We start from the raw sequence: 24,726 nt of genomic DNA on the forward strand, positions 1-24,726 counted from the left end.
CCAGCCGTTACAAAAGGCCCCATGCTGATCGTCGTTTCCCCCGCCAAGCGTCTTGACGAGAAACCCGCCCGGGCCGAGGGCGGCACCCAGCCGATGTTCCTGGACCAGACCGAACGGCTGGCGCAGGTGGCGCGGGGGCTCACGGGGTCGGATCTCGAACGGCTGATGCGGATCTCGCCCAAACTGGCGGCGCTGAACGTCGAACGGTTCGCCGCGCTGGGTGGCGGCGCCGGGGCGAAACAGGCGATCGAGATGTTCGCCGGCGACACCTATGCGGGGCTTGAGGCCGCGTCGCTGGACCCGGAGGAACTGGACTGGGCGCAGGATCACCTGCGCATCCTGTCTGGCCTTTATGGCCTGCTGCGCCCGCGCGACCTGATCCAGCCGCACCGGCTGGAGATGGGCACGCGGCTGGCCACCGACCGGGGCCGGACGCTCTATGATTTCTGGGGCGACCGGATCGCCAGGGCGCTGAATGACACCGCCGCCGCGTTGGGCACGGATGTGCTGGTGAACTGCGCATCGGTGGAATATTTCACTGCCGCCGACCGCCCCGCGCTGAAGCTGCGCGTGATCGCACCGGTCTTCATGGAGGACCGCCAGGGCGGGCCGAAGATCGTCAGCTTCTTTGCCAAGAAGGCGCGCGGCGCGATGGCGCGGTTCATCATCCAGCATCGTCTGACCGACCCCGAGGCGCTGGCCGATTTCGACACCGGCGGCTATCGGTATCGACCCGACCTCTCCGAACCCGACAGGCCGGTTTTCGTGCGCTCCGCCGAATAGGGCAGCATCGTCGGGCCGGGTGATATCTTTCTCTTTGGGGAAGTGAAAAGAACATTATATTGGAAATCGCCGCGCGAACGCGGCAATCTTGCCCGCGCGACCCTTTCAGGGTCCGGGGGGAGGGTTTCCACGGATGTCGAACACTGCGGCGAACGGGCAAAAGACGGTTGCGGTGATCGGCGCCGGGATCGTCGGCGTGTCCACCGCGATCTGGCTGCAACGGGCCGGTTACGACGTGATCCTGATCGATCGTGCCGGCCCCGCCGAGGGCGCGAGTTTCGGCAATGGCGGGGTGCTGGCCTCCTGCTCGGTCGTGCCGGTGACGGTGCCGGGGCTGATCTGGAAGGCGCCAAAGATGCTGTTTTCCTCCGATCAGCCGCTGTTTCTGAAGTGGGGCTATCTGCCCCGGTTGATGCCGTGGCTGCTGCGCTATCTGTCCCATGCCAACGCCGATGACGTGCGCCGCGTAGCGCGCGCCTTGGCCCCGATCATCGGCGACAGCCTGAACGATCATCTCGCGCTGGCCCGCGGCACGGGGGCCGAAAAATGGGTGGTGCCGTCGGACTATCTGTTCGTCTACGATGATCGCGCCCAGTACGAAGGCGATGCCTTCGGCTGGGGCATCCGGCGCGAGAGTGGGTTCCAATGGGACGAGATGGAGGCGGACACCTTCCACGCCTACGATCCGGCATTTTCGGCGGATCTGAATTTCGCGGCGCGGCTGCGCGGGCACGGGCGCATCGCCGATCCCGGCCGGTATGTGAAGGATCTGGCCGCCCATGTGGAGCGCGATGGCGGGCGGCTCGTCATCGCCGAGGTCGAGGATATCGTGCGCGACGGGGGCCGCGTGACCGGCGTGCGCGCGGGTGGGGAAACGATCCCCTGCGATGCCGCCGTTGTCACCGCCGGGGTGTGGTCCGGGCCGCTCATGGAACGGCTGGGCCTGCACGTCCCGCTGGAGAGCGAGCGCGGCTATCACGTCGAGCTGTGGGAGCCGACGGTGATGCCGAAATCGCCGGTCATGATCGTATCCGGCAAATTCGTGATGACCCCTATGGAAGGCCGGCTGCGGCTGGCCGGGATCGTCGAGTTCGGCGGCACCGAGGCCCCGCCGTCGCGCGCGCCCTTCGAGCTGCTGAAACGTCACCTGCCCCGCGTGCTGCCCGGCATCCGGTATGGCGAGGTGACCGAATGGATGGGCCATCGCCCCGCCCCCAGCGATTCGATCCCGGTGATCGGCGAGATTCCGGGGCTGCAAGGCGCCTATGCGGGGTTCGGCCACCATCACATCGGCCTGACTGGCGGGCCGAAAACCGGGCAATTGCTGGCCCGGCTGATATCGGGGCAAAGGCCAAATGTTGACCTGAGCCCTTATTCCCCGGCACGCTTTGCGCGGGCCGGGCAATGAAGATCGGGCATCCATCGACAACCAACCAGGGAGAGAGAACCATGAAAACCATCAGGAAACTGCTTGCGGCGACGGCGCTGACCGCCGTCTCTGCCGTGGCCGCGCAGGCCGAGAAATGGGACATGCCGATGGCCTATGCGGCCACCAATTTCCATTCCGAGGTCGGTGCGAACTTTGCCAAATGCGTGACCGACGGCACCGGCGGCAAGCTCGAGATCGTCACGCACCCGTCGGGATCGCTTTTTGCCGGCAACGAGATCAAGCGCGCGGTGCAGACCGGGCAGGCCAATATCGGCGAACGCCTGCTGTCGGCGCACCAGAACGAAAACCCGATCTACGGCGTGGATTCGATCCCCTTCCTCGTGTCGTCCTTTGACGAACACGAAAAGCTGTGGGACATCGCCGAACCCTATGTGGTCAAGGCGCTGGACGAGGACAACCTGCATTACCTCTACTCGGTGCCGTGGCCGCCGCAGGGGCTGTATTTCAAGAAAGAGGTGAACTCGGTCGCCGACATGAAGGGGATCAAGTTCCGCTCCTACAACACCGCGACGGCGCGGATGGCCGAGCTGACCGGCATGCTGCCGGTGCAGGTCGAAGCGGCGGAACTGTCCCAGGCGCTGGCGACCGGCGTGGCGGAATCCTTCATCTCGTCGGGCGCCACCGGCTATGACCGCAAGGTGTGGGAACACCTGACCCATTTCTACGAAGTGGACGCCTGGCTGCCCCGCAACGCGGTGTTCGTGAACAAGGACGCTTGGAACGGGCTGGACGACGCCACGAAGAAGGTGATGGAAGACTGCGCCGCCAAGGCCGAGGCCGAGGGGCTGCAGCGGTCCAAGGACTACACCCAGTTCACGCTGGACGGTCTGCGCAAGGGCGGCATGACGGTGCAGCGCGCGGGCGATCAGCTGATGAAGGAGCTGAAGGCCATCGGCGCGCAGATGACCGAGGAATGGCTGGCCAAGGCCGGCCCCGACGGCAAGGCGATCGTTGACGCCTACAAGGCCGCGAACTGATCCGAACCCAAGACCGGGCCGGGGCGATCCCCGGCCCGACTCCATCTGACAGGGAGCCCGGACATGGCGGCAGCCCGTGCGCTTCGGCGCGTTCTCGATTTTCTCTATCTCGCCGGCGGGGTGATCGCGGCGGTGTTCCTGATCCTGATCCTCGTCATCATCGTGTTGCAGATGCTGGCGCGCTGGACCGGTCAGGTCTTTCCCGGCGCGACCGACTATGCCGGCTATTGCATGGCGGGCGCGTCCTTTTTTGCCTTTGCCTACGCGTTGAACCACGGCGCGCATATCCGCGTGTCGCTGCTTCTGTCGGCGCTGGGGCGGCGGCGGCGGTGGGCCGAGCTGTGGTGCTTTGCCATCGGGACGCTCATCACCAGCTGGATGGCGTGGTATGCGGTCAAGGGCACCTATGTGTCCTGGCGGTGGAAAGAGCTCAGCCAGGGACTGGACGCCACCCCCATCTGGATTCCGCAATTGTCCATGAGCGCGGGAACGATTCTGCTGGCGGTTGCCTTCTGGGATCACCTCGTGCGGCTGGTGTTCACCGGCGATCATGGCATCACCACCGATCTTGTCGATCAAAGCCACGCGGAGTGACGCGCCATGGAACAACTGATCCCGATCGGCATCTTCCTGTTCGTCCTGTTCCTTCTGCTGGGCTCCGGCGTCTGGGTGGGGCTTGCGTTGATGGGCGTGGCCTATGTGGGTATGGACCTGTTCACCTCGCGCCCCGCGGGGGATGCGATGATCACCAAGGTCTGGACATCGACTTCCAGCTGGACGCTGACCGCGCTGCCGCTGTTCATCTGGATGGGCGAGATCCTGTTCCGAACGCGGCTGTCCGAGGACATGTTCAAGGGGCTTTCCCCTTGGATGGCGCGGCTGCCCGGTGGGCTGGTGCACACCAATATCGTCGGCTGCACCGTGTTTGCCGCCGTGTCGGGGTCGTCGGCGGCGACGCTGACCACGGTGGGCAAGATGTCGATCCCCGAACTGCGCAGGCGCAACTACCCCGAGCGCATGGTGATCGGCACGCTGGCCGGCGCGGCGACGCTGGGGCTGATGATCCCGCCGTCGCTGACGCTGATCGTCTATGGCGTGACCATCAACGAATCCATCACCAAGCTGTTCATGGCCGGCGTCTTTCCCGGCCTGGTTCTGGCCGCGATGTTCATGGCCTATGTAGCGATCGTTTCGCAGGTGTCGAAGAGCTTTGACCCAAGCCCCGAACCGCCCATGTCCTTTGTCGAAAAGCTGAAGAACTCGCGCTACCTGATCCCGGTGATCTGTCTGATCCTGGTGGTGATCGGGTCGATGTACATGGGCTATGCCACCGCGACCGAGGCCGCCGCGTTCGGCGTGATCGGCGGGCTGATTCTTGCCGCCAGCCAGGGTTCGCTCAGCTGGGCGACCTTCACCGACAGCCTGATGGGCGCGGTGCGCACCTCGGCCATGATCGCGCTGATCCTCGCGGGCGCGTCGTTTCTGTCGCTGTCGATGGGATTTACCGGCTTGCCGCGCGGGCTGGCGGATCTGATCGCGTCGCTGGAACTCAGCCGGTTCGAGCTCTTGATGGCGCTTCTGGTGTTCTACATCGTGCTGGGGATGTTCCTTGACGGGATTTCGTCGGTGGTGCTGACCATGGCGGTGGTCGAGCCGATGATCCGGCAGGCGGGCATCGACATCATCTGGTTCGGCATCTTCATCGTGGTGGTGGTCGAGATGGCGCAGATCACGCCGCCGATCGGGTTCAACCTGTTCGTGCTGCAGGGCATGACCGGGCACGAGATGACCTTCATCGCCCGCGCCGCGATCCCGATGTTCCTGATCATGGTGGTGATGGTATTCGTGCTGATCGCGTTTCCCGAACTGGCCACCTGGCTGCCCGACAACATCCGGCAGGGACCGGCCGGCTGATGGCGGCGGGCCGTGATGCTGGCGATCCTTGAGCTTGCCGCGCGGCATGGGCGGATGTGTCTCGTCCTGGGGCTTCTGGCCGGGCTGTTCCTGCCCGGCGTCGCCGCCGACCTGCGGCCCCGGCTGCCGCAGATGGTGGCCTTTCTGCTGTTCCTGACGGCCTTTCGCATCGGTCCGCGCAACGCCGTGGCCGGGCTTCGGGCGCTGCGGCGGACGGCGGCGATGGCGCTGATCCTTCAACTCGTCCTGCCGCTGGCGGCGGTCGCGGCGCTGCTGGCCACCGGGCTGGCGTCGGCCCCGCTGGGCATCGCCGCCGTCCTGATGCTGGCCGCGCCGTCGGTCACCGGGGCGCCGAATTTCGCGCTGCTCAGCGGCCACGATCCGGCTCCGGCGCTGCGGCTGGTGGTGCTGGGGACGGCGCTCTTGCCGCTGACCGCTCTGCCCGTGTTCCTCACCCTGCCGGAGCTGGGTGGGCTGACACCGGTGCTGGGGGCGGCGGGGCGGCTGCTGGCGGTGATCCTCGGCGCGACGGCGGCTGCCTTTGCGCTCAGGCGGTGGCGGTTTCCCCGGCTGACGCCCCGCGCCACCACGGCGCTGGACGGCGCCACGGCGATCGCGCTTGCGGTGATCGTGGTGGCGCTGATGTCGGCGATCGCGCCGGCCTTTGCCGAAGCACCGCGGGAATTGCTGTTCTGGATGATCGCGGCCTTTGCGCTGAATTTCGGGTTCCAGATCGCGGCCTATAGCCTGCTGGCCGACCGCTTTCCGCGCGCCGAGGCGGTGGCCGTGTCGATCATCGCGGGCAACCGCAACATCGCGCTGTTCCTTGTGGCGCTGCCGCCGCAGGTGACCGATCCGCTGCTGGTCTTCATCGGCTGCTACCAGATCCCGATGTATCTGACGCCGATCCTGCTGGGGCGGCTCTACCGGTCGGGCTACCAGTGAAGGTGATAGCTGCTTCCGGTGCCGATCGAGACATAGGCTGGCCCGCAGGCCTTGCCCACCGCGACGCCCGAGCGCACGCCGCTGGTGCCCACGCTGACATTCAGGTTCGCATCCGCCGGTGAGCATTTTTCGCAACCGGCCAGGAACAGGCCCGCCAGTGCCACGATTGCCAGTTTCTTCATGCCCGACCCTCGACTTCGAACGACCCGGACCACCCCGGACCGGACCGATGATGCGCCGAGAGCGGCAGCGCCGTCAATGCGGCGGCGGAGAGGGCGCGCGGGCTACCGCCAGTCGAAGAAACGCGGCCCCGCGCGGGACAGCAGGTCGCGGGCCATCTCGGCGCCGAGTTTCGCGCCGTCCTCGACCGGGCAGGTGCGGTCGTCCGAGATCGCCTCGGACCCGTCGGGGCGCAGAACCTCGCCGCGCAGGCGCAGGGTGCCGCCGTCCAGATCGGCCGTTCCGGCGATCGGGGTTTCGCAGGACCCGTCCAGCGTGGCGAGAAAGGCGCGTTCCGCGGCCAGCCTCTGGCCGGTGGGCGTGTCGTGGATCGCCGCAAGCATGTCGGCTACGCGGGTGTCGTCGGCGCGGCGTTCGATGCCGATCGCCCCCTGCGCCACGGCGGGCAGCATGTCGTCGGGGGAAATCGGCGAGGCGGGCACGTCGGCCATGTTCAGCCGCTTCAGCCCCGCCATCGCCAGAAAGGTGCATTCCGCCACCCCGTCGGCCAGTTTCTTCAGCCGGGTCTGCACGTTGCCGCGGAATTCGACCACCTTGAGGTCGGGCCGCCGGTTCAGCAGCTGCGCGCGCCGGCGCAGCGAAGAGGTGCCGACCACCGCCCCCGCCGCCAGATCCGAAATGCCAGTCTTGTCGGGCGAGACGAAGGCGTCGCGCACGTCCTCGCGCGGCAGGTAGGTATCCAGCAGCAGACCCTCGGGCTGTTCAACCGGCATGTCCTTCATCGAATGCACCGCGATGTCGATGCGGCCCGCCAGCAGCGCCTCTTCGATCTCCTTGGTAAAGAGCCCCTTGCCGCCCAGTTCCTTGAGCGGCTTGTCCCTGGCGATCAGCGACGCATCGTCGCCCGAGGTCTTGATGACGACGATTTCGAAGGCGCCCTGGGGCAGGTCGAAAGCCGCGCCCAGCCGGCGGCGAGTTTCGTATGCCTGCGCCAGCGCCAGCGGCGAGCCGCGCGTGCCGATGCGAAGGGGCGAAGCGGGGGTGGGAAGCGGTCCGGTCATGGCACGACCTTTAGTCGCGGGCGCGGGCGGTGACAACTGCCCGGCCTTGACAAATCGCCGCCCGGAGTGGACGTGCAACGGGAACCAATTCAAGGGGGCGGACATGGCCGGAACGAAAAAGCTGCTGCGGGCGCTGGCGGGCGAGGTGATGGATGTGCCGCCGATCTGGATGATGCGGCAGGCGGGGCGCTATCTGCCCGAGTATCGTGCGACGCGGGCGCAGGCGGGGGATTTCCTGTCGCTGTGCTATACGCCGGATCTTGCCGCCGAGGTGACGCTGCAACCGATCCGCCGGTTCGGCTTTGACGCGGCGATCCTGTTTGCCGACATCCTGCTGCTGCCGCAGGCGCTGGGCGCGGATCTGTGGTTCGCAACCGGCGAGGGGCCGCGGCTGTCCACGGTCACGACGCAGGCCGATTTCGCGGCCTTGAAACCTGCGAACGCGATCCATGATCGGCTGGCGCCGGTCTATGAAACGGTGCGGATCCTGTCGCGCGAACTGCCCGCTGACGTGGCGCTGATCGGGTTCGCCGGGGCGCCGTGGACGGTAGCGACCTACATGATCGCCGGGCGCGGGACGCCCGACCAGGGCCCGGCACATGCGTTGATGGCAGAGGATCTGGCGCTGTTCGATGCGCTGATAGACCGGCTGACCGAGGCCACCGTCGATTACCTGTCGAGGCAGATCGAGGCCGGGGCGGAGGCGGTCAAGCTGTTCGACAGCTGGGCCGGGTCGCTGCACGGCGAGGCCTTCGACCGTTACGCGGTGGAGCCCTGCCGGCGGATCACGCAGGCGCTGAAGGCGCGGTATCCCGGCATCCCGGTGATCGGGTTCCCACGCGAGGCTGGGGAGAGGTATGTCGGGTTCGCCAAGGCGACCGGCGTGGATTGCGTGGCGCTGGACAATTCCGTTGATGCAGCTTGGGCGGCAGAGAACGTGCAGGTGGACGGGTGCGTACAGGGCAATCTTGACCCCCGGCACATGGTGACCGGCGGGCAGGTGCTGATCGACGAGACCCGGCGCGTGGTCGAGGCGTTTTCCAGGGGGCCGCATATCTTCAATCTGGGGCACGGGATCACGCCGGATGCCGACCCCGCCAACGTTCAGTTGATGATCGACACCGTGCGCGGACGGTAGGAGCCGGCGCGAGAGGTGATGGCGGTCGCGCCGCGGGCGCGCCTGTCGGATTGGAGCGAGGGGCGCTGCCCCTCGCGCTCCCCGGGGTATTTGGGACCAGAAAGAAGCGGGATCAGGAGTTGCCCGAGAGTTCGGCAAGGATCTCGGCGGTGTTCTGGCCGCGGGACGGGCTTTCGGGCGGCTGCCAGTCGGCGGCGCCCGAGAAGCGCGGGGCCGGGGCGGCCTGAAGCGTGCCATCGGCGCGGATCCAGGTGCCGCGGGCGGTGTTCATCGGGTGCGATGCGGCCTCTTCGGGGGTGAGGACGGGGGCGACGCAGGCGTCGGTGCCGAGAAAGATCTCGGTCCATTCGTCCCGTGTTTTCGTGGCGAAGAGCGCGGCGAGCCGGTCGGTCAGCGCCGGCCAGAGGTCGCGGTCGAACTGGCGCTGGAAGTCCGGGTCATCCGCCAGCCCCATGAGATCGAGGAAGATCGCGTAGAATTTCGGCTCGAGGCATTGCACCGACATGAAGCCGCCATCCGAGGTTCGATAGGTGCGGGACCAATGCGGTCCGTCCAGCAGGCTTTGACCGCGCTGCATCGACAGGTTGCCGGCCTGGGCGATGCTCATCAGCAGGTTCATCATGTGGGCCGAGCCGTCGTAGATTGCGGCATCCACCACCGTGCCCTTGCCGGTGGCGCGGGCGTTCAGAAGACCGGCGAGCAGGCCGACGGCGAGATACATCGCGCCGCCGCCGATATCCCCGACCAGGGTGGCAGGGGTGAGCGGCGGCTGGCCGGGGGGGGAAGCATACCACAGCGCCCCGGAGAGGCTGATGTAGTTCAGGTCATGGCCGGCCGCGTGGGACAGCGGCCCGTTCTGCCCCCAGCCGGTCATGCGGCCATAGACCAGGGCGGGGTTGATCGCGTGGCAGTCCGCAGGACCAAGCCCGAGCTTTTCCATCACCCCGGGGCGGAACCCCTCGATCAGCCCGTCGGCGGTGGCGACGAGCGCCTTGAACGTGTCGATGTCGGCCGGATCCTTGAGATCGAGCGCGATCGACCGCTTGCCGCGGTCCAGAAGGGATTTTTCCGGCATGCCCGGCGTCGCGCCGCCGCCCTTGCGGTGCACCACGATCACGTCGGCGCCCAGATCGGCCATCAGCATGCCGCAGAACGGGCCGGGGCCCAGGCCTTCGACCTCGATGATGCGAATTCCTTGCAGCATGGGTGTCTCCTTCTCCCTCCGGTGTCCTTGGGAGATGTGTCAGGCTGGGTGCGGGAAAGGCAAGCGGGCCGTTGCGTCCGTCAGGGGTTGCGTTCGATGCGCCGGCGGAATTCGCGCGGCGGGAGGCCGGTGCCGCGCGCGAAGACGCGGCTGAAATGCGCCGGGTCGTTGAAGCCCAGCGCATAGGCGATTTCGGCCGCGGTGAGGTTGGTGTAGATCAGCATCCGCCGGGCTTCGCGCAGGACGCGGTCGGTGATCAGAGCCGATGCGGGCCCGCCGGTGGCCTGGCGCACGACCCGGTTGAGATGCGTGGGCGAAACGGCCAGTTCGCCGGCGTAGGCGGCGACGGGCCAGCGATCGCGGAAATGCTCTTCGATCAGCGCCTCGTAGCGGCGCAGCAGCGGGCTTTCGCGGCCCGCCGCCCGCGGGGTGTGGGTGGCGATCTCACGGGCCATCAGACCCATCAACGACCCGGCCTGCGAGCGCAGCACCTGTGCGCGGGCAAAGCCTTGTCCGGCATATTCGGAGAAGATGCGTTTGACCAGATGGCGGAGCGCGCTGGAGCAGCGCACCGCGCGCGGCTGGCCCAGCAGGGGCCGCAGCCCTTCGCCGGCGCGCAGGCTTTCGTCGATGAGGTCGGAGGTGACCGTGACCACCCAGCCCTGCGTGTCCTTTCGGAAAGAAAAGCCGTGGACGCATCCACGGGGGACGTTCAGCGCCGTGCCGGGGGCCAGTTCCACGCGCCGGCCGTCCAGGTTGGCCATGCCTCCGCCGGATTCGATCAGCAGGAACTGGTGCAGACGGGCATGGCGGTGGGGGCGAAACGTTCAGTCGTGCAGCCGCGATCGGGCCTCGATGGTTTCGCAGTGAACGACATCGGGAAGCTCGGCCGTTTCACCGAAAAGGTTGTAGCTGCGGATCGTTTCCATGTTCGATTTGTACAAGAATTTGCACCGTTGATCCATTCGATCCGGGGCGTGACTCGTGCATGATCGACATGAAGGGAGGAGGATCGTGTATGAGAACCAAGGTCGGGATCATCGGCGGCGGGCCGTCGGGGCTGCTCTTGTCGCAGCTGTTGCATCTGCGGGGATCGAAAATGTGGTGCTGGAGAAGCACAGCCGTGAGCATGTGCTGGGCCGGATTCGGGCCGGTGTGCTGGAGCACGGCTTTGCCGAACTGATGCGCGAGGCGCAGTGCGGTGACCGGATGGACCGCGAGGGCGAGATCCACGAAGGGTTCTTTATCGCCTACAACGGCGAAATGCACCGGGTGGACTTGGCCGGGCATACCGGGGGAAATTCGGTAATGATCTATGGCCAGACGGAATTGACCCGCGACCTTTATGAGGCGCGGGACCGGATGGGGGGCACCGTTATCCACGAGGCCGCGGATGTGCAGCCGCATGCGATGGACGCGGACGCGCCCTACCTGACCTGGCGGCAGGGGGATGAGCGTCACCGGCTGGATTGCGACTTCATCATCGGGGCGGACGGGTTTCACGGGGTCAGCCGCAGATCGATCCCGTCAAACGTGCTGCGGGAATACGAAAAGACCTATCCGATCGGCTGGCTGGGCGTGCTGAGCCGCACCAAGCCGGTGTCGCCGGAACTTATCTATGCCCGGCATGAGCGTGAATTCGCGCTGTGTTCGCTGCGCAGCCAGGTGCTGAGCCGTCATTACATCCAGGTGCCGCTGTCCGACAGGGTAGAGGACTGGTCGGACGAGGCGTTCTGGGAAGAGCTGAAGCTGCGCCTGCCGGAGGATGTGGCAGGCAGCCTGATCGCCGGGCCGAGCATCGAGAAGTCGATCGCGCCGCTGCGATCCTATGTGGCGGAACCGATGCGGTATGGCCGGATGTTTCTGGCCGGGGATGCCGCACACATCGTGCCGCCGACCGGCGCGCGAGGGCTCAATTCGGCGGCGTCGGACATCTACTATCTCTACCACGCGATGGTGGATCACTATGAAACGGGGGATGACGCGGGGCTGGAGAGCTATTCGGACCGGGCACTGGCGCGGATCTGGAAGGCGCAGCGGTTCTCGTGGTGGATGACGATGCTGCTGCACAGGTTCCCCGATCACACCGAGTACGACCGGCACCTGCAGGAAACGGAGCTGGACTATCTGTTCTCATCCCATGCCGCGACGACTTCGCTGGCGGAAAATTACGTTGGGCTGCCATTCTGACCATCGGATCCGAGACGGGCCGGTTCCCGGGCGGAGCGCCTTCGGCGCAAGTTCCTTGTCTCGGCCCCGGCCGTCCGGCCGGCGCCTCGGGTGCCTCCGGCGGGAGTATTTGACGGCAAGATGAAGTGTAGAAGGCAGGCACGGATGGATTACGCAATGTCTCTCTTTCGCGGGTCGGCGGGAACGTGGTCTGATCGACCTGTGAAGGGAGGATCAGGATGCCGACGATCGATTATGAAAAGGATGGGCGCATTGGCCGCATAACGTTGAACCGCCCGGAGGTCATGAATGCCATAAACGACGAATTGCCGCGCGAACTTGCCGATGCGGTTGCGCGGGCCGACGCCGATCCCGAAATCCACGTCATGGTTCTGTCGGGCCGGGGGCGGGCGTTCTGTGCCGGCTACGATCTGACCTACTACGCCGAAGGAAACGGCAACGGGCAGGCAACGCAGGACATGCCTTGGGATCCGATCAAGGACTATCGTTTCATGTGGGCCAATACCCAGCACTTCATGTCGCTGTGGCGCGCAATGAAGCCGGTGATCTGCAAGGTTCACGGGTTTGCGGTGGCGGGCGGGTCGGACATTGCGCTGTGCGCCGACCTGACGATCATGGCTGACGATGCCGAAATCGGTTACATGCCGGCGCGCGTCTGGGGCTGCCCGACCACCGCGATGTGGGTCTATCGTCTTGGCCCTGAGCGGGCGAAGCGCATGCTCTTCACCGGAGACCGGATCACGGGCCGTGAGGCCGCCGACATGGGGCTCGTGCTGAAGTCGGTGGCAGCCGACGACCTGGACGACGAGGTCGAAGCGCTCGCGGCCCGCATGGCCTCGGTTCCGGTAAACCAGCTGGCGATGCAAAAGATGGTCATCAATCAGGCGATCGAACAGACGGGGCTGATGCAGACCCAGAGGCTCGCCACGATCTTTGACGGCATCACGCGCCATTCGCCAGAGGGCATCCACTTCAAGGAACGGGCCGAAAGGGTGGGATGGAAACAGGCCGTGGCGGAACGCGACCAGGGCACATGGGACTGGACAACGAACGAACCCCTGCCCCGGAGGAACCGCTGACCCGATTCTTCATCTTGCCGTCAAATACTCCCGCCGGAGGCACCCGAGGCGCCGGCCGGATGGCCGGGGCCGAGACAAGGAACTTGCGCCGAAGGCGCTCCGCTTGAAAAACTGTTCAGCGGGCAAGCGTTTCGTGGATATGCCCCAGGCACCCCCACAACGCCGCCGCGTCCTCGGTGACGAGAGAAATGGCGATCTCATGGGGTGGCGGAAGGTGGTCCGGGTCGCGAAGAAACACCTTCAGGAATGCCTCGCGCGCAGTGCCGCAATTCAGGATGCCGACCGACACGCTGCCGGCAAAGACCAATCCGCCGCGTGGAAGGTAGAGCGCGGAAAGATCGCGCGACAAATCGCCAAGCGCGCTGGCAAAGAGCGTAACGGCGCGTTCCACCGCGGGATCGGCCGAGCTTGCGCGGCGCAGGATTTCGCGCGCGTCCATCTGCCGGCCGGAAACCCGGTGGAAAAGCCGCTCGAGCCCGCGGCCGCTGAAGCAGCTTTCGATCGAGCGGAAGCCGCCGCGCGTCTCCCCCAGCGATGCCGCGAACCGGGACAGGACCGAGCCGGGCAGGCTGGCATGGCCGGCCTCGGCAGCCAGGACCGTCAGCCCGCCACCGTCGTGCCGGGCAAGACTGACGTTGAATCCGGTGCCGATGCCTATGACCAGGAACTGCCCGTCGGGGGCGGCGAGGTCGGGCACATGCACAGGCTGCGGCCGGATATGCGGCATTGCCCGGGCCAGCATGGCAAGGTCATTGACCAGCAGCACCCGCCGCGTCCCGGTGACGGCGCCCAGCCGATCGCGGGGAAAGCTCCAGTCGCGATTCGTCAGCCGGGCCTCGCAATTGCCCACCGGCCCGGCCACGGCGATGCAGGCGGCGTCGATGCCGGGCCGGCCCTGCATCTCGAGGTAACGGGAAACCAGCGGCTCGAATCCGGCAAAGTCGTCATTCCGGAACCGCGCCAGCGTGCCCGCGCGCAGCCCCGATGGATCGCCCAGCGCCAGCCGGGAATTCGTGCCGCCAACATCCGCCAGAAGGTAGGTCATCGCCCGCCCTCATGCCCCGTCCGTCAGCGCCTCGGGCGTCTTGCCGAGGATGATCATGCTCAGCAGGTCGTCCTCGGTCACGTCGCGGACCCTGATCGTGCCGACCAGCTTTCCGTTCTTCATAACGCTGGCACGGTCGCACAGCTCCATCACCGTGTGGATGTCGTGGTCGATCAGGAAAATCCCGATGCCCTGCCGCTTCAGCTCCTGGATCAGTTCGGCGACCATCCGCGTCTCGGCCACGCCCAGCGCGGCGGTAGGTTCGTCCATGATCAGGATCCGGGCGTTGAAATAGACCGCCCGTGCGATGGCCACCGACTGCCGCTGGCCGCCCGACAGCGACGCGACCGGGGTCGAGAACCGCTGAAAGTTCGGGTTGAGCCGCTTCATGATCTTGCGGGTCTCGGCCTCCATCCGCGCGTCATCCAGAAACCCCAGCGGCGTGGTCAGTTCGCGCCCCAGGAACAGGTTCGAGGCCGCGTCCAGATTGTCCGCCAGCGCCAGCGTCTGATAGATCGTCTCGATGTTGTATTTGCGCGCGTCCCGGGGGTTGGTGATGGTCGCGGGCCTGCCGTCGATCAGGATCTGGCCCGAATCCATCTGATAGGCACCCGACAGGCACTTGATCAGCGTGGACTTGCCTGCCCCGTTGTGGCCCAAGAGCCCGACCACCTCGCCGGGGTAGAGATCGACCGTGACGTGATCGACCGCCTTGATGCCGCCAAAGGCGATCGAGATGTCCCGCATTTCGACAAGAGGCGTTGCCATCAGTTTTCTCCCGTCCTGCGGCGATAGATGATGTCGATCAGCACGGCCAGAACTAGAACCACGCCGACCACGATGTTCTGCAGCGGCGCATCCACGCCGACCATGGCCATGCCCGATTGCAGCGACTGCATGATGAGCGCACCAAGGATCGCGCCGTGGATCGTGCCCAGCCCCCCCGACAGCGCCGTGCCGCCGATCACCGCCGCGGCGATCACGCGCAGTTCGTCCAGCGTGCCGATATCGTTGGAATGGTTTGCCAGCCGCGCCGAGGCGACCACCGCCGACAGGGCGCAGAGAAAGCCCATCAGCGCGAACACCTTGACCGTCAGAAGCCGGGTGTTGATTCCCGACAGCGCTGCCGCATCCGGGTTGCCGCCGGTGGCGAAGATGTAGCGTCCCAGACGGGTGCGCCGCGCAATCAGGGTCATGACGACGGCCACCGCCAGCAACAGCAAAACCGAAATCGGCACGCCATAGGCGGCGGCAAAGCCTTCGGGCATGACCTCGCCGCGGGCCTCGAACATGCGGGCCAGCTTGCGGGCGGGGATCTCATAGGCGTTCAGGATCGCGACGAAGCCCAGGATCGCCACCGTGACCAGCCCGCCGATCGTGATCTCGGCCCAGACCGGCTTGACCGGGAAACCGTGCGCCTGCTTGCGCTGGCGCGCCTGCCACAGCGCCCAGAGCGCGGTGGCCACCGCGACCAGCCCCAGCACCCAGGATCCGGTCGCACCCAGCGTGCCGTTGATGCCGCCGAATTTCTGGAACGTGGGATCCAGCGGGCCGATGGTCTGGCCGTTGGTCAGATACCAGGCCACGTTGCGCCAGACCAGCAGCCCGCCAAGCGTGACGATGAAGGCGGGGATGGTCAGATAGCCCACCAGCCAGCCATGGAACGCACCGATCGCCGCCCCGGCCAGCAGGCCCACCGCGATCGACAGCCACGGCACCAGCGGATGACCCAGCCCCAGACCCAGCCAGTTCGGCACGACCTGCGTCTGCATCATCGCCATCACCGCCGAGGCGGTCGCCAGAAGCGAACCCACCGACAGGTCGATATGGCGGGTGACTATGACGAACACCATGCCGGTGGCCATGATCGCGACCGAAACCGTCTGGATCGTCAGGTTGAAGATGTTGCGCGGGGTCAGGAACCGCCCGTCCGTCATCAGGTGAAAGGCGAGGCTGATCACCAGAAAGGCGCCGATCATGCCCAGCAGGCGGGTGTCCAGTTCCAGCGTCTGCAACAGCGTCCGACGCTGCTGTTCCGGCGCGGCGTGGACCGAAGAAGCGTCTGTCATGTCAGGATTTCCGTGTCTCGGGGCGGCCGCCCGATGCCCGGATCTGGCGGCCGCTGGCTCATGTTGCGCGTGAGTGGTGGCCGGGGAGGATCAGTTGCAGGGCGCGGGACCGTTCGTCACGCCCTGGCACAGCGCGTCCTTGCTGATCCAGCCGGCATCCACCACCACCGACAGGTTGTCGCGGGTGATCGGCACCGGCTTGAGGAACTTGGCCCACAGCGTCTTGCCGCTGGGCGAAGTCCACTGCACCGCGCCGTCGATTTCGGACATCTTGGCGCCCTTGGCCATCGCCACGGCGATCTCGCCCGCCGCGCGGCCCAGATCGCGGGCGTCCTTCCAGACGCTCACGGTCTGGGTGCCCTTGGCGACCCGGTTCAGCGCGGCATGGTCGCCGTCTTGGCCCGATACCGGGATGCCCTCCATCCCCTGCGCGGTCAGCGCGGCGACGACACCGCCCGCCGTGCCGTCGTTCGAGGCCACGACCGCGTCCACCTTGTTGTCGTTGGCGGTCAGGATCTGTTCCATGTTGCGCTGGGCGTTGGCGGGCAACCAGCCGTCGGTATAAGCCTCGCCCACGATCTTGATGTCGCCCGCGTCGATCGCGGCCTGCAGCACCTCTTGCTGGCCGCCGCGCAGAAAGTCGGCATTGGGGTCGGTGGGCGAGCCCTTGATCATCACGTAATCGCCCTTGGGCGCGGCCTTGAGCACCTCGCGGGCCTGCATTCGGCCGACCTCGACATTGTCGAAGGTCAGGTAGAAGGCCCGCGGGTCGTCGATCAGCCGGTCATAGCCCACGACCGGGATGCCTTCGTCCGCGGCGGCCTGCACGGCGGGGCCGATCGCCTGCGCGTCCTGCGCCAGGATGATGAGCGCATCCACCCCCTGCGCGATCAGGCTTTCCACGTCCGAAAGCTGCTTGGCCGAGGACGACTGCGCATCCGCCGATACGTATTTCGCGCCGGCCGCCGCCAGCGCCGACTTGATCGCCGCCTCGTCGGTTTTCCAGCGCTCTTCCTGAAAGTTCGACCAGCTGACGCCGACCACCAGATCGTCCGCCAAGGCCGCCGTGCCGATCATGGCACCCGCGATCACCGCGATCGCGCTCGAAAATAGTCTCATGTGGACCTCCCATCTGATGCCCGCATTCGCCAGTGTCCCTGCGCGGGCTGGGGCAATGTTAGCGGAATAAATTTGTAAATCAAATTAAATCAGCTAGGCTGGGCCTCGGGCGCGGAATCGGGCGCGAATCCGGCCTTGCAACGGTGGCGTGGCGCGGGCGACAATGCCTGCCAAGACATTGAAAACAGGGATGACATGAGCGGCCAACAAAGACTCGAAGGGCGACGGGCGCTGCTTGCCGAGATCCGGCGGGCGGGGCGAATCCCGCGAATCGATCTGGCCGAGCGGACGGGAATCAGCCGCGCAACAGTAACCACGATCACCGCCGATCTGCTGCGTGAGGGGCTGATCGAGGAGGTGGCCCGCGAATCGGGCAGCCGGGCGACCGGACGCGGCCGGCCAAAGGTGGATCTCAAGATCCGCGGCGCGGCGCGGCTGATCGCCGGGGCCAAGGTATCGCGGCAATCGGTGTCGATGGTTCTGCTGGACTTCGAAGGAACCCAGCTTGCCGACCTCGAGGTGACGCTGGACCGTGCCGTCCATGCGCCGGAGGACTTTGCCGACATGCTGGGCGGCTGCCTTGACCGGCTGGCGGCGTCGATCGGGCGGCAAAGGTCGGAAATCTCGGGGTTCGGGGTCGGCATTGCGGGCGTCGTCGATGCGCCGCGCGGGTTCGTCTACTGGTCGCCATCGCTGGACCGGCGCAACATCCGGCTGGGTCCGATCATGCGCGACCGGATCGGCATGCCGGTCCATGTGGACAACGACGCCAACCTTGTCGCGGTGGCCGAGAAGTCCTTTGGCCTCGGCCAGGATCATTCCGACTTCATCGTTGTCACCATCGAGGCGGGCGTCGGCATGGGCATCGTCATCGGCAACGAACTGTATCGCGGCACGCGCGGCTGCGGGGCCGAGTTCGGGCACACCAAGGTGCATCTGGACGGCGCGCTGTGCCGCTGCGGCCAGCGCGGATGCCTGGAGGCCTATGTCGCGGACTACGCCCTGCTGCGCGAGGCGACCTATGCCGGCGGCGCGGACTATGATCTGGAAGGGCTGCTGGCCGCCGCCCGCGCGGGCGAGCCTCTGGCCCTGTCGATTTTGCAGCGGGCCGGGCGTATGTTCGCGATGGGGCTGGCGAACCTCGTCAACATCTTCGACCCGGAACTCATCATCCTGGCGGGCGAGCAGATGCGGTTCGACCACCTCTATGCCGAAGAGGTGATCGCCGCGATGCGCGAACAGATCGTGCAGGTGGACCGCGATCCGCCAGAGGTGGTGGTCCACGAATGGGGCGATCTGATGTGGGCGCGCGGCGCGGCCGGATACGCGCTGGAGCAGGTGTCCGAGGCCGCCGTTGCGGGGGAAGATGCCGATGCGGCCTGAGGCGATCATGGTTGCCGCCCTGCTGGCGGGGGCGGCGCAGGCCGGGCCGCTGTTCGCGCCGCAACCCGCGCCTGCCCATTCCTATGACGGCGGGTGGGAACATTTCGTCGGCGGCGGTGTGGCGGTGTTCGACTGCAACGGCGACCGTCTGCCCGAGCTGTTCGTGGCAGGCGGCAGCAATCCCGCGCAACTGCTGGTGAACCGCTCGCCCGTGGGGGGCGCGCTGCGCTTCGACGCGTCCACCCCGGCGCCGCTGGCGGTCACCGGCGTCACCGGCGCCTATCCGCTGGACATCGACAGCGACGGGCATCTCGATCTCGTGATCCTGCGCGCCGGGGAAAACCTGGTGATGCGGGGCGGTGCCGATTGCAGCTTCCGCCGCTGGAACCCGCGGGGTTTCAACGGCGGCGACCGCTGGACCACTGCCTTTTCCGCCACCTGGGAGTCGGGCCGGGCCCGGCCCACGCTGGCCTTTGGCAACTACGTCAACCGTGACGATCCCGATGGGCCGTTCGGCACCTGCGACGACAACCAACTGTTCCGCCCCAAAGCCGGCCGCTATCGCGAAACGCCTCTGCATCCGGGCTTTTGCGCGCTGTCGATGCTGTTCATTGACTGGCGCCGTTCGGGCCGGGCCGATCTGCGGATCAGCAACGACCGGCACTATTACGTCCGAGGCGGCGAGGAACAGCTCTGGGCGATGGAGCCGAACCCGCGCCTTTATACGGCAGAGGAAGGCTGGCGCAGCTATGCGCTGTGGGGGATGGGGATCGCCTCGCGCGATCTGACCTTCGACGGCCGGCCCGAGGTGTTCCTGACCTCGATGGGCGATCAGCGGTTGCAGTTCTTCACCGGCGATGACGCGCCCACATGGGAGGATGCGCCATACGCGCTGGGCACCACGGCGCACCGGCCCTACACCGGCGGGGACGGGCGGCCCTCGACCGGGTGGCACGCGGCGTTCGGCGATGTGCAGAATGACGGGCTGGACGACATCTTCGTCGCCAAGGGCAATGTCCAGCAGATGCCGGACGCGGCAATGGACGATCCCAACAACCTGCTGGTGCAGCAGCCGGACGGCCGCTTTGTCGAAATGGGCGACGTCGCGGGGCTGGCCAGTCTGCACCGGGCACGGGGCGCGGCGCTGGCGGATCTGAACCGAGACGGGCTCTTGGACGCGGTGGTGGTGAACCGTCGCGGCCCGCTGGAGATCTTCCGCAACGTGACGGCGGATGCCGGCCTCTGGCTGACCGTGGCCCTGCACCAGCCCGCGCCGAACGTGAACGCCGTGGGCGCGTTCATCGAGCTGGACCTGGGCGACCGCATCGTCACGCGCGAGATCACCGTGGGCGGCGGCCATGCGGGCGGCACCGCCGGCCCGGAATATTTCGGGCTGGGCGCGGTGGATCGGGCGCGGCTGCGGGTGATCTGGCCCGACGGCGCGGTATCGGACTGGGCGACGGTGCGGGCCGGCCAGCACCTCGACGTGATCCGGACCGGAGAGGCGCTGGACATCCGCACCTACTGAGGCACGGGCAGGCCGCTGGGCACCGAATTCGGGATGCCCAACCGCCCGGTCAGGCTGGTCGTGTCCATCAGCGTTGCCAGAAAGGCGATGATCTGGCTGACCTCCTCGTCGGTCAGGTGTTGCGGGGCAAGTTCGTTGGCTGCGGCGATGGCGTCCACCTCGCCCGCGTCCCGCATGACCGCGAAATCGCTGTCGAAGCCCGGCCCCGGCAGCACCGCCTGCGCCGGGTCATAGGATCTGAGCGAACGCACCGGGTCCAAGTGGTGCCGGATCACGGCCTCGAGCGTGGCATAGGCGCCATCATGGCCGTAGGGCGCGGTTTCGGTGACGTTGCGCAGGGACGGGGTGCGGAACCGATAGGCGTCCTCGTCCGCGCCGGTCACGCGCATCCGCCCCGTGTCGCGGTGGTGGCGCTCGAACCGGGCGGCCTTGCCCGGGCCGATCTGCGGCATGGCGATCGCGTGAAAGCCGTGATCGGTCTGGAACTGGCCGGAATGGCAGGTGTCACACCCGGCCTTGCCGTAGAACAGCGCCAGCCCGGCCTGCGCCGGCGCCGGCAGCGGCGTGCCGTCCCGCAGGTGGCGGTCGAACAGGCTGTCATCGGCGCGCCATTCAAAGGCGACAAAGGCGGCGATGGCGTTGGCGATGTCGGTAAACGCGACGAGCCGCCCCGCGCCGATCACCTTGTCGAAGGCCGCGCGATAGGCCGGGATCGCCTCGACCCGCGCGGCGATCCTCGCCCAGGCGCCGTCGGGTCCGGTCAGGAACCCCAGCCGCACCGCGCGGGCGATCTCGTTTTCCGAGTAATGCCCGGCCATCTCGTCGGGGGACAGAACCGGAAACATGGCCTGCGCGGCGAGGATCGAATCGAACCCCGCCGTCATCTCTTTGCCCAACGGAGTCCGGATCCCGCCGGGCTGCGCGGGGTCCAGTTGAAGCCGCCCGTCATGGAACATCGTGGTGAATTCCAAAGCGCCGAGGTTGAACAGCGCCGGCGCGTTGCGGGGAACGCGCTGTTCGGGCGGGTTGGCGGGGTCCGGCCGGCGGTCGGGGCCCAGGCCGATCCCCCCGTCGCCGATCCCCAGCGACACCCCGTCCGATGTGCCGAACCGGGGATGGTGGCAAGTGGCACAAGCGACCTCGCGGTTGCCTGAAAGGATCGGGTCGTAGAACAGAAGCCGGCCCAGCCGGACCTGATCCATGTCGGGTTCGGGAAACACCGCGTCCGCGCGCGGCAACGGGCCGGCCAGAGCCGACAGCGGCAGCAGCAGGACCAGCGCGATCCAGCGGACCGAACCGGAACGGATATTGGCGCCTAGCACCATCTCAGACAAAGCGGTTGACGTAGTTCTCCAGCATCTCCTGCCGGCCGGACCGGGGATGCGGTTCGATCCCGTCGGCCAGAATCCGGTCAAAGATCGTTTGCAGGTCACTGTTCAGCATGGCCTGTGCCCGAGGCGTGTCCCAGCCATCATAGCGGTCGCGCAGGGCGGATTCCAAGCCGCGGTCCTTGATCATCGCGGCGGCGGCCTTTAGCCCGCGCGCACAGACATCCATCGCCCCCACATGCGCGGCGATCAGATCCTGCGCATCCAGCGACTGCCGCCGCAGCTTGGCGTCGAAATTGGTGCCGCCCGTGGTGAACCCGCCGCCCCGCAGGATGTGGTAATAGGCCAGCGCGACCTCGGGCATGTTGTTGGGAAACTGGTCCGTGTCCCAGCCCGACTGGTAGTCGTTGCGGTTCATGTCGATGGAGCCGAACATACCTTCGGTCACCGCCAGCGCGATTTCGTGTTCAAAAGAATGTCCGGCCAGGATCGCGTGTCCCTGTTCGAGGTTCAGTTTTACCTCCTCCTCCAGTCCGTATTTCCGCAGGAAGCCGATGCAGGTGGCCACGTCGAAATCGTATTGATGCTTGGACGGCTCCTGCGGCTTGGGTTCGACCAGGATCGTGCCCTTGAAGCCGATCTTGTGTTTGTAATCCACCACCATATTCAGGAACCGACCCATGTGGTCCAATTCCCGGCCCATGTCGGTGTTCAGCAGCGTTTCATACCCTTCGCGCCCGCCCCAGAGCACGTAGTTCTGTCCGCCCAGCCGGTGGGTGACGTCCATGCAGGCCTTCACGGTGGCCGCTGCGTAGGCGAACACGTCCGGGTCGGGATTGGTGGCCGCGCCCGCCATGTAGCGACGGTGGGAAAACAGGTTCGCAGTGCCCCACAGAAGCCGGACCCTGCGGCTCTCCATCTTCTGCCCGATGAGATCGGTGATTTCCTCGAAATTGCGCAGGCTCTCGGCGAAGCTGTCGCCCTCCGGCCTGATATCGGCGTCGTGAAAGCAGAAAAACGGCTGGCCGAGTATGTCGAACATCTCGAACGCGGCTTCGGCCTTCAGCCGCGCCGCCTCCATGCTGTCGCTGCCCTGCCAGGGGCGCAGGAAGGTCGGCCCGCCGAACGGATCGCCGCCCTCCCAGGCGAAGGAATGCCACCAGGCTACGGCAAAGCGCAGATGGTCCTCCATCCGCTTGCCCATGACGACCTCGTCGGGGTCGTAATGGCGAAAGGCCAGCGGGTTGGGGCTGTCGGGGCCTTCATAGGCGACCGGCTGAATGTCCTTGAAGAAATCCGTCATGATTGCAAGGCCCTTATGGCGGGATAGAGATTTCGATAGGCGGCATGACCGGCCGCATACTCCGCGCGCAGGTCGTCGCGCGGGGCGATGGTTTCGGCGATTGGCGGGCGTATCATCACTGCCTCGGGCGCAGCCCCGGTGGCGGCGCAGGTCGCCAGCCGCGCGGCCCCCATCGCGGCGCCGAATTCGCCCCGCGCGGGGCGATCGATCGGCAGATCCAGCAGCGTCGCCAGCAGCTCCAGCCAATAGCGCGAGGCCGAGCCGCCGCCGATCGCCGTTACCCGCTTCAGCGCCGCGCCGGTGTCGCGCAGCGCGTCGAGCGAATCGCGCAGGGCATACCCGACCCCTTCGAGCACCGCATGTGTCAGTTCCGCGTGGCCCATGCCGATATCCAGCCCGATGAAGGCGCCGCGGATCGCGCTGTCATTGTGCGGGGTGCGCTCGCCGGACAGATAGGGCAGAAAGCGCAGCCGCCCCGGTGGGCCGATACGGTCGCCCAGCGCAGCGGTCAGCGCGGCCGGATCGGCCTGAAGGTTGCGTGCCAGCCAGTTCAAACTGTCGGTCGCGGCCAGGATCACGCCCATCTGGTACCACCTGCCCGGCACCGCGTGGCAAAATGTATGCACCGCGCTTTCCGGCTTTGGCGCGAACCGGTCGCGGGCGGCCAGCAGCACGCCCGAGGTGCCCAGCGATACGAACCCGTCGCCGTGTTCCAGCGCGCCGATCCCGCAGGCGGCGGCGGCATTGTCCGCAGCCCCCGCCGCGACCACGACGCCCCGCGGCAGGCCCAGTTCGTCGGCAAGGCCGGGCCGGATCGTGCCCACCGGCACCGTGCCTTCGTGCAGCGCCGGCATCTGATCGCGCGTCATGCCCGAGGCCGCCAGCAGCCGATCCGACCAGTCCCGCGCGCCCACGTCCAGCCAGCTCGTGCCGGAGGCGTCCGACATGTCGGTGGCATGAGCGCCGGTCAGCCACAGCGTCAGGTAATCCTTGGGCAGGACCACCCGGGCAGTGCGGGCAAGGATCTCGGGCTCATGCTCGGCCACCCACATGAGTTTCGGCGCGGTAAAGCCGGGAAACACGATATTGCCGCTCAGCGCCCGAACGTCCGCTGCCGCGTCCAGCCGCGCGGCCTGATCCGCGCTGCGGGTGTCGTTCCACATGATGCAGGGGCGCTGCTCCGCGTCGTCCGCGCCCAGCAGGACCGCGCCGTGCATGTGGCCAGAGCAGCCGATGCCCCTGAGCGCCGCCATTTCGGTGGGCGCCTCGGCCTTCAGCGCGGCAATCACCGTCCGGCAGGCCGCGATCCAGTCGCGCGGGTCCTGTTCGCTGTGGCCGGGGGCGGGCCGGGCGGTCGGATAGGACGCCTCGGCCACCGCGACGGTGCGTTGCGCGGCGTCGATCAGCAACCCGCGCAGGCCCGACGTGCCCAGATCCAGTCCCAGAAACATGCGCGTGCGCCCTCCCTGTCGCGGCGCTTTAATTAATTTGTGAAAGAAATTAATTAAAGCGTCAACAGGAAACCGCGGCCGCGGCCCGTGGCGTGCGGTTTCAGACGGGCAGGGCGGTGGTCTTGAACACGGTGCGCAGGGCGAAACTCGACTGCATCTGCGCCACGCCGGGCAGGCGGGCCAGGTATTGGCGGTGGATGCGGGCGAAATCCTCGGTGCTTTCGGCGACGACCTTGAGAATATAGTCCGCCTTGCCCGCCATCAGGTGGCATTCCAGCACGTCGGGGATCCGCGCCACCGCCTTTTCAAAGGCCTCCAGCAGTTCGTCCGCCTGCCCCTGCAGGGTGATCTCGACGAAAACCGTGGTGGGCACGCCCAGCTTGCGCGCATCCAGCAGGGCGACATAGTCGCGGATATAGCCCTCGGATTCCAGACGCTGCACCCTGCGGTGACAGGCCGACGGCGACAGGTTCACCGTTTCGGACAGTTCGGCATTCGACATCCGGCCCTTGCGCTGAAGGGCGTTCAGGATCTTCCGGTCAGTCGCATCCAGTGACATTTGCGCACATTCATCCGAAC

At 66.8% G+C, this 24,726-nt stretch carries 22 protein-coding genes and 2 pseudogenes; 11 read left to right on the forward strand and 13 right to left on the reverse strand.

From position 1 onward, the window contains the following. Positions 1-21: 21 nt before the first annotated feature. The 6 genes from yaaA to C4S70_RS07675 all read left to right on the forward strand — a co-directional run bounded on the left by yaaA (position 22) and on the right by C4S70_RS07675 (position 6,069). Positions 22-783 carry a peroxide stress protein YaaA gene (gene yaaA / locus C4S70_RS07650; RefSeq protein WP_104007525.1) on the forward strand — a complete coding sequence of 254 codons (762 nt, stop codon included), beginning with the start codon at positions 22-24 and terminating at the stop codon, positions 781-783. 133 nt (positions 784-916) lie between these two features. Continuing rightward, positions 917-2,191, forward strand: coding sequence for an NAD(P)/FAD-dependent oxidoreductase (locus C4S70_RS07655; RefSeq protein WP_104007526.1), 1,275 nt, complete (start codon positions 917-919; stop codon positions 2,189-2,191). Positions 2,192-2,232: 41 nt separating this feature from the next. Then, positions 2,233-3,210, forward strand: coding sequence for a TRAP transporter substrate-binding protein (locus C4S70_RS07660; protein WP_104007693.1), 978 nt, complete (start codon positions 2,233-2,235; stop codon positions 3,208-3,210). 63 nt (positions 3,211-3,273) lie between these two features. Next, positions 3,274-3,804 (forward strand): TRAP transporter small permease, encoded by a 531-nt coding sequence (locus tag C4S70_RS07665; protein WP_104007527.1) that lies wholly within the window; start codon positions 3,274-3,276, stop codon positions 3,802-3,804. A gap of 6 nt (positions 3,805-3,810) precedes the next feature. Next, a complete protein-coding gene (locus C4S70_RS07670; protein ID WP_104007528.1) occupies positions 3,811-5,124 on the forward strand; it encodes a TRAP transporter large permease in 1,314 nt (437 codons plus the stop codon). Between the two features lie 15 nt (positions 5,125-5,139). Beyond that, positions 5,140-6,069, forward strand: a complete 930-nt coding sequence (locus C4S70_RS07675) for a hypothetical protein (RefSeq protein WP_104007529.1) — start codon at positions 5,140-5,142, stop codon at positions 6,067-6,069. On the opposite strand, the gene C4S70_RS07680 is transcribed toward C4S70_RS07675, so the two are convergent. Then, positions 6,060-6,251 carry a hypothetical protein gene (locus tag C4S70_RS07680; RefSeq protein WP_104007530.1) on the reverse strand — a complete coding sequence of 64 codons (192 nt, stop codon included), beginning with the start codon at positions 6,249-6,251 and terminating at the stop codon, positions 6,060-6,062. The genes C4S70_RS07675 and C4S70_RS07680 overlap by 10 nt on opposite strands. 102 nt (positions 6,252-6,353) lie before the next feature. Then, positions 6,354-7,310 carry a hydroxymethylbilane synthase gene (gene hemC / locus C4S70_RS07685; protein WP_104007531.1) on the reverse strand — a complete coding sequence of 319 codons (957 nt, stop codon included), beginning with the start codon at positions 7,308-7,310 and terminating at the stop codon, positions 6,354-6,356. A 103-nt stretch (positions 7,311-7,413) separates the two neighbouring features. Here hemC and hemE point away from each other — a divergent pair, with 103 nt between their 5' ends. Next, positions 7,414-8,448 (forward strand): uroporphyrinogen decarboxylase, encoded by a 1,035-nt coding sequence (gene hemE, locus C4S70_RS07690; RefSeq protein WP_104007532.1) that lies wholly within the window; start codon positions 7,414-7,416, stop codon positions 8,446-8,448. Between the two features lie 112 nt (positions 8,449-8,560). On the opposite strand, the gene C4S70_RS07695 is transcribed toward hemE, so the two are convergent. The 3 genes and pseudogenes from C4S70_RS07695 to C4S70_RS19410 all read right to left on the reverse strand — a co-directional run. Then, a complete protein-coding gene (locus tag C4S70_RS07695) occupies positions 8,561-9,652 on the reverse strand; it encodes a CaiB/BaiF CoA transferase family protein (protein ID WP_104007533.1) in 1,092 nt (363 codons plus the stop codon). Between the two features lie 80 nt (positions 9,653-9,732). Beyond that, positions 9,733-10,116, reverse strand: a complete 384-nt coding sequence (locus C4S70_RS19405) for a helix-turn-helix transcriptional regulator (protein ID WP_327315176.1) — start codon at positions 10,114-10,116, stop codon at positions 9,733-9,735. Positions 10,117-10,173: 57 nt separating this feature from the next. After that, positions 10,174-10,464: pseudogene (locus C4S70_RS19410) on the reverse strand (AraC family ligand binding domain-containing protein); the annotation flags it as partial. 206 nt (positions 10,465-10,670) lie between these two features. Between C4S70_RS19410 and pobA the strand changes: the two are divergent. Together pobA and C4S70_RS07710 are read left to right on the forward strand one after the other, a co-directional pair. After that, a pseudogene (gene pobA, locus C4S70_RS07705) lies at positions 10,671-11,842 on the forward strand (4-hydroxybenzoate 3-monooxygenase). 218 nt (positions 11,843-12,060) lie between these two features. Next, entirely contained in the window at positions 12,061-12,921 is an 861-nt protein-coding gene (locus C4S70_RS07710; protein WP_104007534.1) for a crotonase/enoyl-CoA hydratase family protein, read from the forward strand. A gap of 115 nt (positions 12,922-13,036) precedes the next feature. Here C4S70_RS07710 and C4S70_RS07715 read toward each other — a convergent pair whose 3' ends face one another. The 4 genes from C4S70_RS07715 to xylF form a co-directional block, all read right to left on the reverse strand. Beyond that, positions 13,037-13,966, reverse strand: a complete 930-nt coding sequence (locus C4S70_RS07715) for a glucokinase (RefSeq protein WP_104007535.1) — start codon at positions 13,964-13,966, stop codon at positions 13,037-13,039. Positions 13,967-13,975: 9 nt separating this feature from the next. Continuing rightward, positions 13,976-14,734 carry an ATP-binding cassette domain-containing protein gene (locus C4S70_RS07720; protein ID WP_104007536.1) on the reverse strand — a complete coding sequence of 253 codons (759 nt, stop codon included), beginning with the start codon at positions 14,732-14,734 and terminating at the stop codon, positions 13,976-13,978. Further along, a complete protein-coding gene (locus tag C4S70_RS07725) occupies positions 14,734-16,035 on the reverse strand; it encodes a sugar ABC transporter permease (protein WP_104007537.1) in 1,302 nt (433 codons plus the stop codon). The genes C4S70_RS07720 and C4S70_RS07725 overlap by 1 nt, the downstream gene beginning before the upstream one ends. A gap of 90 nt (positions 16,036-16,125) precedes the next feature. Beyond that, on the reverse strand, positions 16,126-17,154 hold the full coding sequence (xylF, locus tag C4S70_RS07730) for a D-xylose ABC transporter substrate-binding protein (protein ID WP_104007538.1): 1,029 nt from the start codon (positions 17,152-17,154) through the stop codon (positions 16,126-16,128). Between the two features lie 195 nt (positions 17,155-17,349). Between xylF and C4S70_RS07735 the strand changes: the two genes are divergently transcribed. After that, positions 17,350-18,537 (forward strand): ROK family transcriptional regulator, encoded by a 1,188-nt coding sequence (locus C4S70_RS07735; RefSeq protein WP_104007539.1) that lies wholly within the window; start codon positions 17,350-17,352, stop codon positions 18,535-18,537. Further along, positions 18,527-20,065, forward strand: a complete 1,539-nt coding sequence (locus C4S70_RS07740) for a CRTAC1 family protein (RefSeq protein ID WP_104007540.1) — start codon at positions 18,527-18,529, stop codon at positions 20,063-20,065. The genes C4S70_RS07735 and C4S70_RS07740 overlap by 11 nt, the downstream gene beginning before the upstream one ends. On the opposite strand, the gene C4S70_RS07745 is transcribed toward C4S70_RS07740, so the two are convergent. The 4 genes from C4S70_RS07745 to C4S70_RS07760 form a co-directional block, all read right to left on the reverse strand. After that, entirely contained in the window at positions 20,059-21,390 is a 1,332-nt protein-coding gene (locus C4S70_RS07745; protein WP_104007541.1) for a cytochrome-c peroxidase, read from the reverse strand. The genes C4S70_RS07740 and C4S70_RS07745 overlap by 7 nt on opposite strands. A gap of 1 nt (position 21,391) precedes the next feature. After that, complete coding sequence (gene xylA, locus C4S70_RS07750; protein ID WP_104007542.1) at positions 21,392-22,696, reverse strand: xylose isomerase; 1,305 nt, start codon at positions 22,694-22,696, stop codon at positions 21,392-21,394. After that, entirely contained in the window at positions 22,693-24,147 is a 1,455-nt protein-coding gene (gene xylB / locus C4S70_RS07755; RefSeq protein ID WP_104007543.1) for a xylulokinase, read from the reverse strand. The genes xylA and xylB overlap by 4 nt, the downstream gene beginning before the upstream one ends. Before the next feature lie 100 nt (positions 24,148-24,247). Beyond that, positions 24,248-24,706: an Lrp/AsnC family transcriptional regulator gene (locus C4S70_RS07760; RefSeq protein WP_104007544.1), complete on the reverse strand. Its 459-nt coding sequence runs from the start codon at positions 24,704-24,706 to the stop codon at positions 24,248-24,250. Positions 24,707-24,726 lie beyond the last annotated feature (20 nt).

Origin of the sequence: Jhaorihella thermophila (genome assembly GCF_900108275.1) — a bacterium.
Taxonomy (GTDB): Bacteria; Pseudomonadota; Alphaproteobacteria; order Rhodobacterales; family Rhodobacteraceae; genus Jhaorihella; species Jhaorihella thermophila.

What these genes read in the sequence shown, in the direction of transcription:
- yaaA (WP_104007525.1), top strand. Translation starts at nt 22, where the DNA reads ATGCTGATCGTCGTTTCCCCCGCCAAGCGTCTTGACGAGAAACCCGCC.
- C4S70_RS07655 (WP_104007526.1), top strand. Translation starts at nt 917, where the DNA reads ATGTCGAACACTGCGGCGAACGGGCAAAAGACGGTTGCGGTGATCGGC.
- C4S70_RS07660 (WP_104007693.1), top strand. Translation starts at nt 2,233, where the DNA reads ATGAAAACCATCAGGAAACTGCTTGCGGCGACGGCGCTGACCGCCGTC.
- C4S70_RS07665 (WP_104007527.1), top strand. Translation starts at nt 3,274, where the DNA reads ATGGCGGCAGCCCGTGCGCTTCGGCGCGTTCTCGATTTTCTCTATCTC.
- C4S70_RS07670 (WP_104007528.1), top strand. Translation starts at nt 3,811, where the DNA reads ATGGAACAACTGATCCCGATCGGCATCTTCCTGTTCGTCCTGTTCCTT.
- C4S70_RS07675 (WP_104007529.1), top strand. Translation starts at nt 5,140, where the DNA reads ATGCTGGCGATCCTTGAGCTTGCCGCGCGGCATGGGCGGATGTGTCTC.
- C4S70_RS07680 (WP_104007530.1), bottom strand. Translation starts at nt 6,251, where the DNA reads ATGAAGAAACTGGCAATCGTGGCACTGGCGGGCCTGTTCCTGGCCGGT.
- hemC (WP_104007531.1), bottom strand. Translation starts at nt 7,310, where the DNA reads ATGACCGGACCGCTTCCCACCCCCGCTTCGCCCCTTCGCATCGGCACG.
- hemE (WP_104007532.1), top strand. Translation starts at nt 7,414, where the DNA reads ATGGCCGGAACGAAAAAGCTGCTGCGGGCGCTGGCGGGCGAGGTGATG.
- C4S70_RS07695 (WP_104007533.1), bottom strand. Translation starts at nt 9,652, where the DNA reads ATGCTGCAAGGAATTCGCATCATCGAGGTCGAAGGCCTGGGCCCCGGC.
- C4S70_RS19405 (WP_327315176.1), bottom strand. Translation starts at nt 10,116, where the DNA reads ATGGGTCTGATGGCCCGTGAGATCGCCACCCACACCCCGCGGGCGGCG.
- C4S70_RS07710 (WP_104007534.1), top strand. Translation starts at nt 12,061, where the DNA reads ATGCCGACGATCGATTATGAAAAGGATGGGCGCATTGGCCGCATAACG.
- C4S70_RS07715 (WP_104007535.1), bottom strand. Translation starts at nt 13,966, where the DNA reads ATGACCTACCTTCTGGCGGATGTTGGCGGCACGAATTCCCGGCTGGCG.
- C4S70_RS07720 (WP_104007536.1), bottom strand. Translation starts at nt 14,734, where the DNA reads ATGGCAACGCCTCTTGTCGAAATGCGGGACATCTCGATCGCCTTTGGC.
- C4S70_RS07725 (WP_104007537.1), bottom strand. Translation starts at nt 16,035, where the DNA reads ATGACAGACGCTTCTTCGGTCCACGCCGCGCCGGAACAGCAGCGTCGG.
- xylF (WP_104007538.1), bottom strand. Translation starts at nt 17,154, where the DNA reads ATGAGACTATTTTCGAGCGCGATCGCGGTGATCGCGGGTGCCATGATC.
- C4S70_RS07735 (WP_104007539.1), top strand. Translation starts at nt 17,350, where the DNA reads ATGAGCGGCCAACAAAGACTCGAAGGGCGACGGGCGCTGCTTGCCGAG.
- C4S70_RS07740 (WP_104007540.1), top strand. Translation starts at nt 18,527, where the DNA reads ATGCGGCCTGAGGCGATCATGGTTGCCGCCCTGCTGGCGGGGGCGGCG.
- C4S70_RS07745 (WP_104007541.1), bottom strand. Translation starts at nt 21,390, where the DNA reads ATGGTGCTAGGCGCCAATATCCGTTCCGGTTCGGTCCGCTGGATCGCG.
- xylA (WP_104007542.1), bottom strand. Translation starts at nt 22,696, where the DNA reads ATGACGGATTTCTTCAAGGACATTCAGCCGGTCGCCTATGAAGGCCCC.
- xylB (WP_104007543.1), bottom strand. Translation starts at nt 24,147, where the DNA reads ATGTTTCTGGGACTGGATCTGGGCACGTCGGGCCTGCGCGGGTTGCTG.
- C4S70_RS07760 (WP_104007544.1), bottom strand. Translation starts at nt 24,706, where the DNA reads ATGTCACTGGATGCGACTGACCGGAAGATCCTGAACGCCCTTCAGCGC.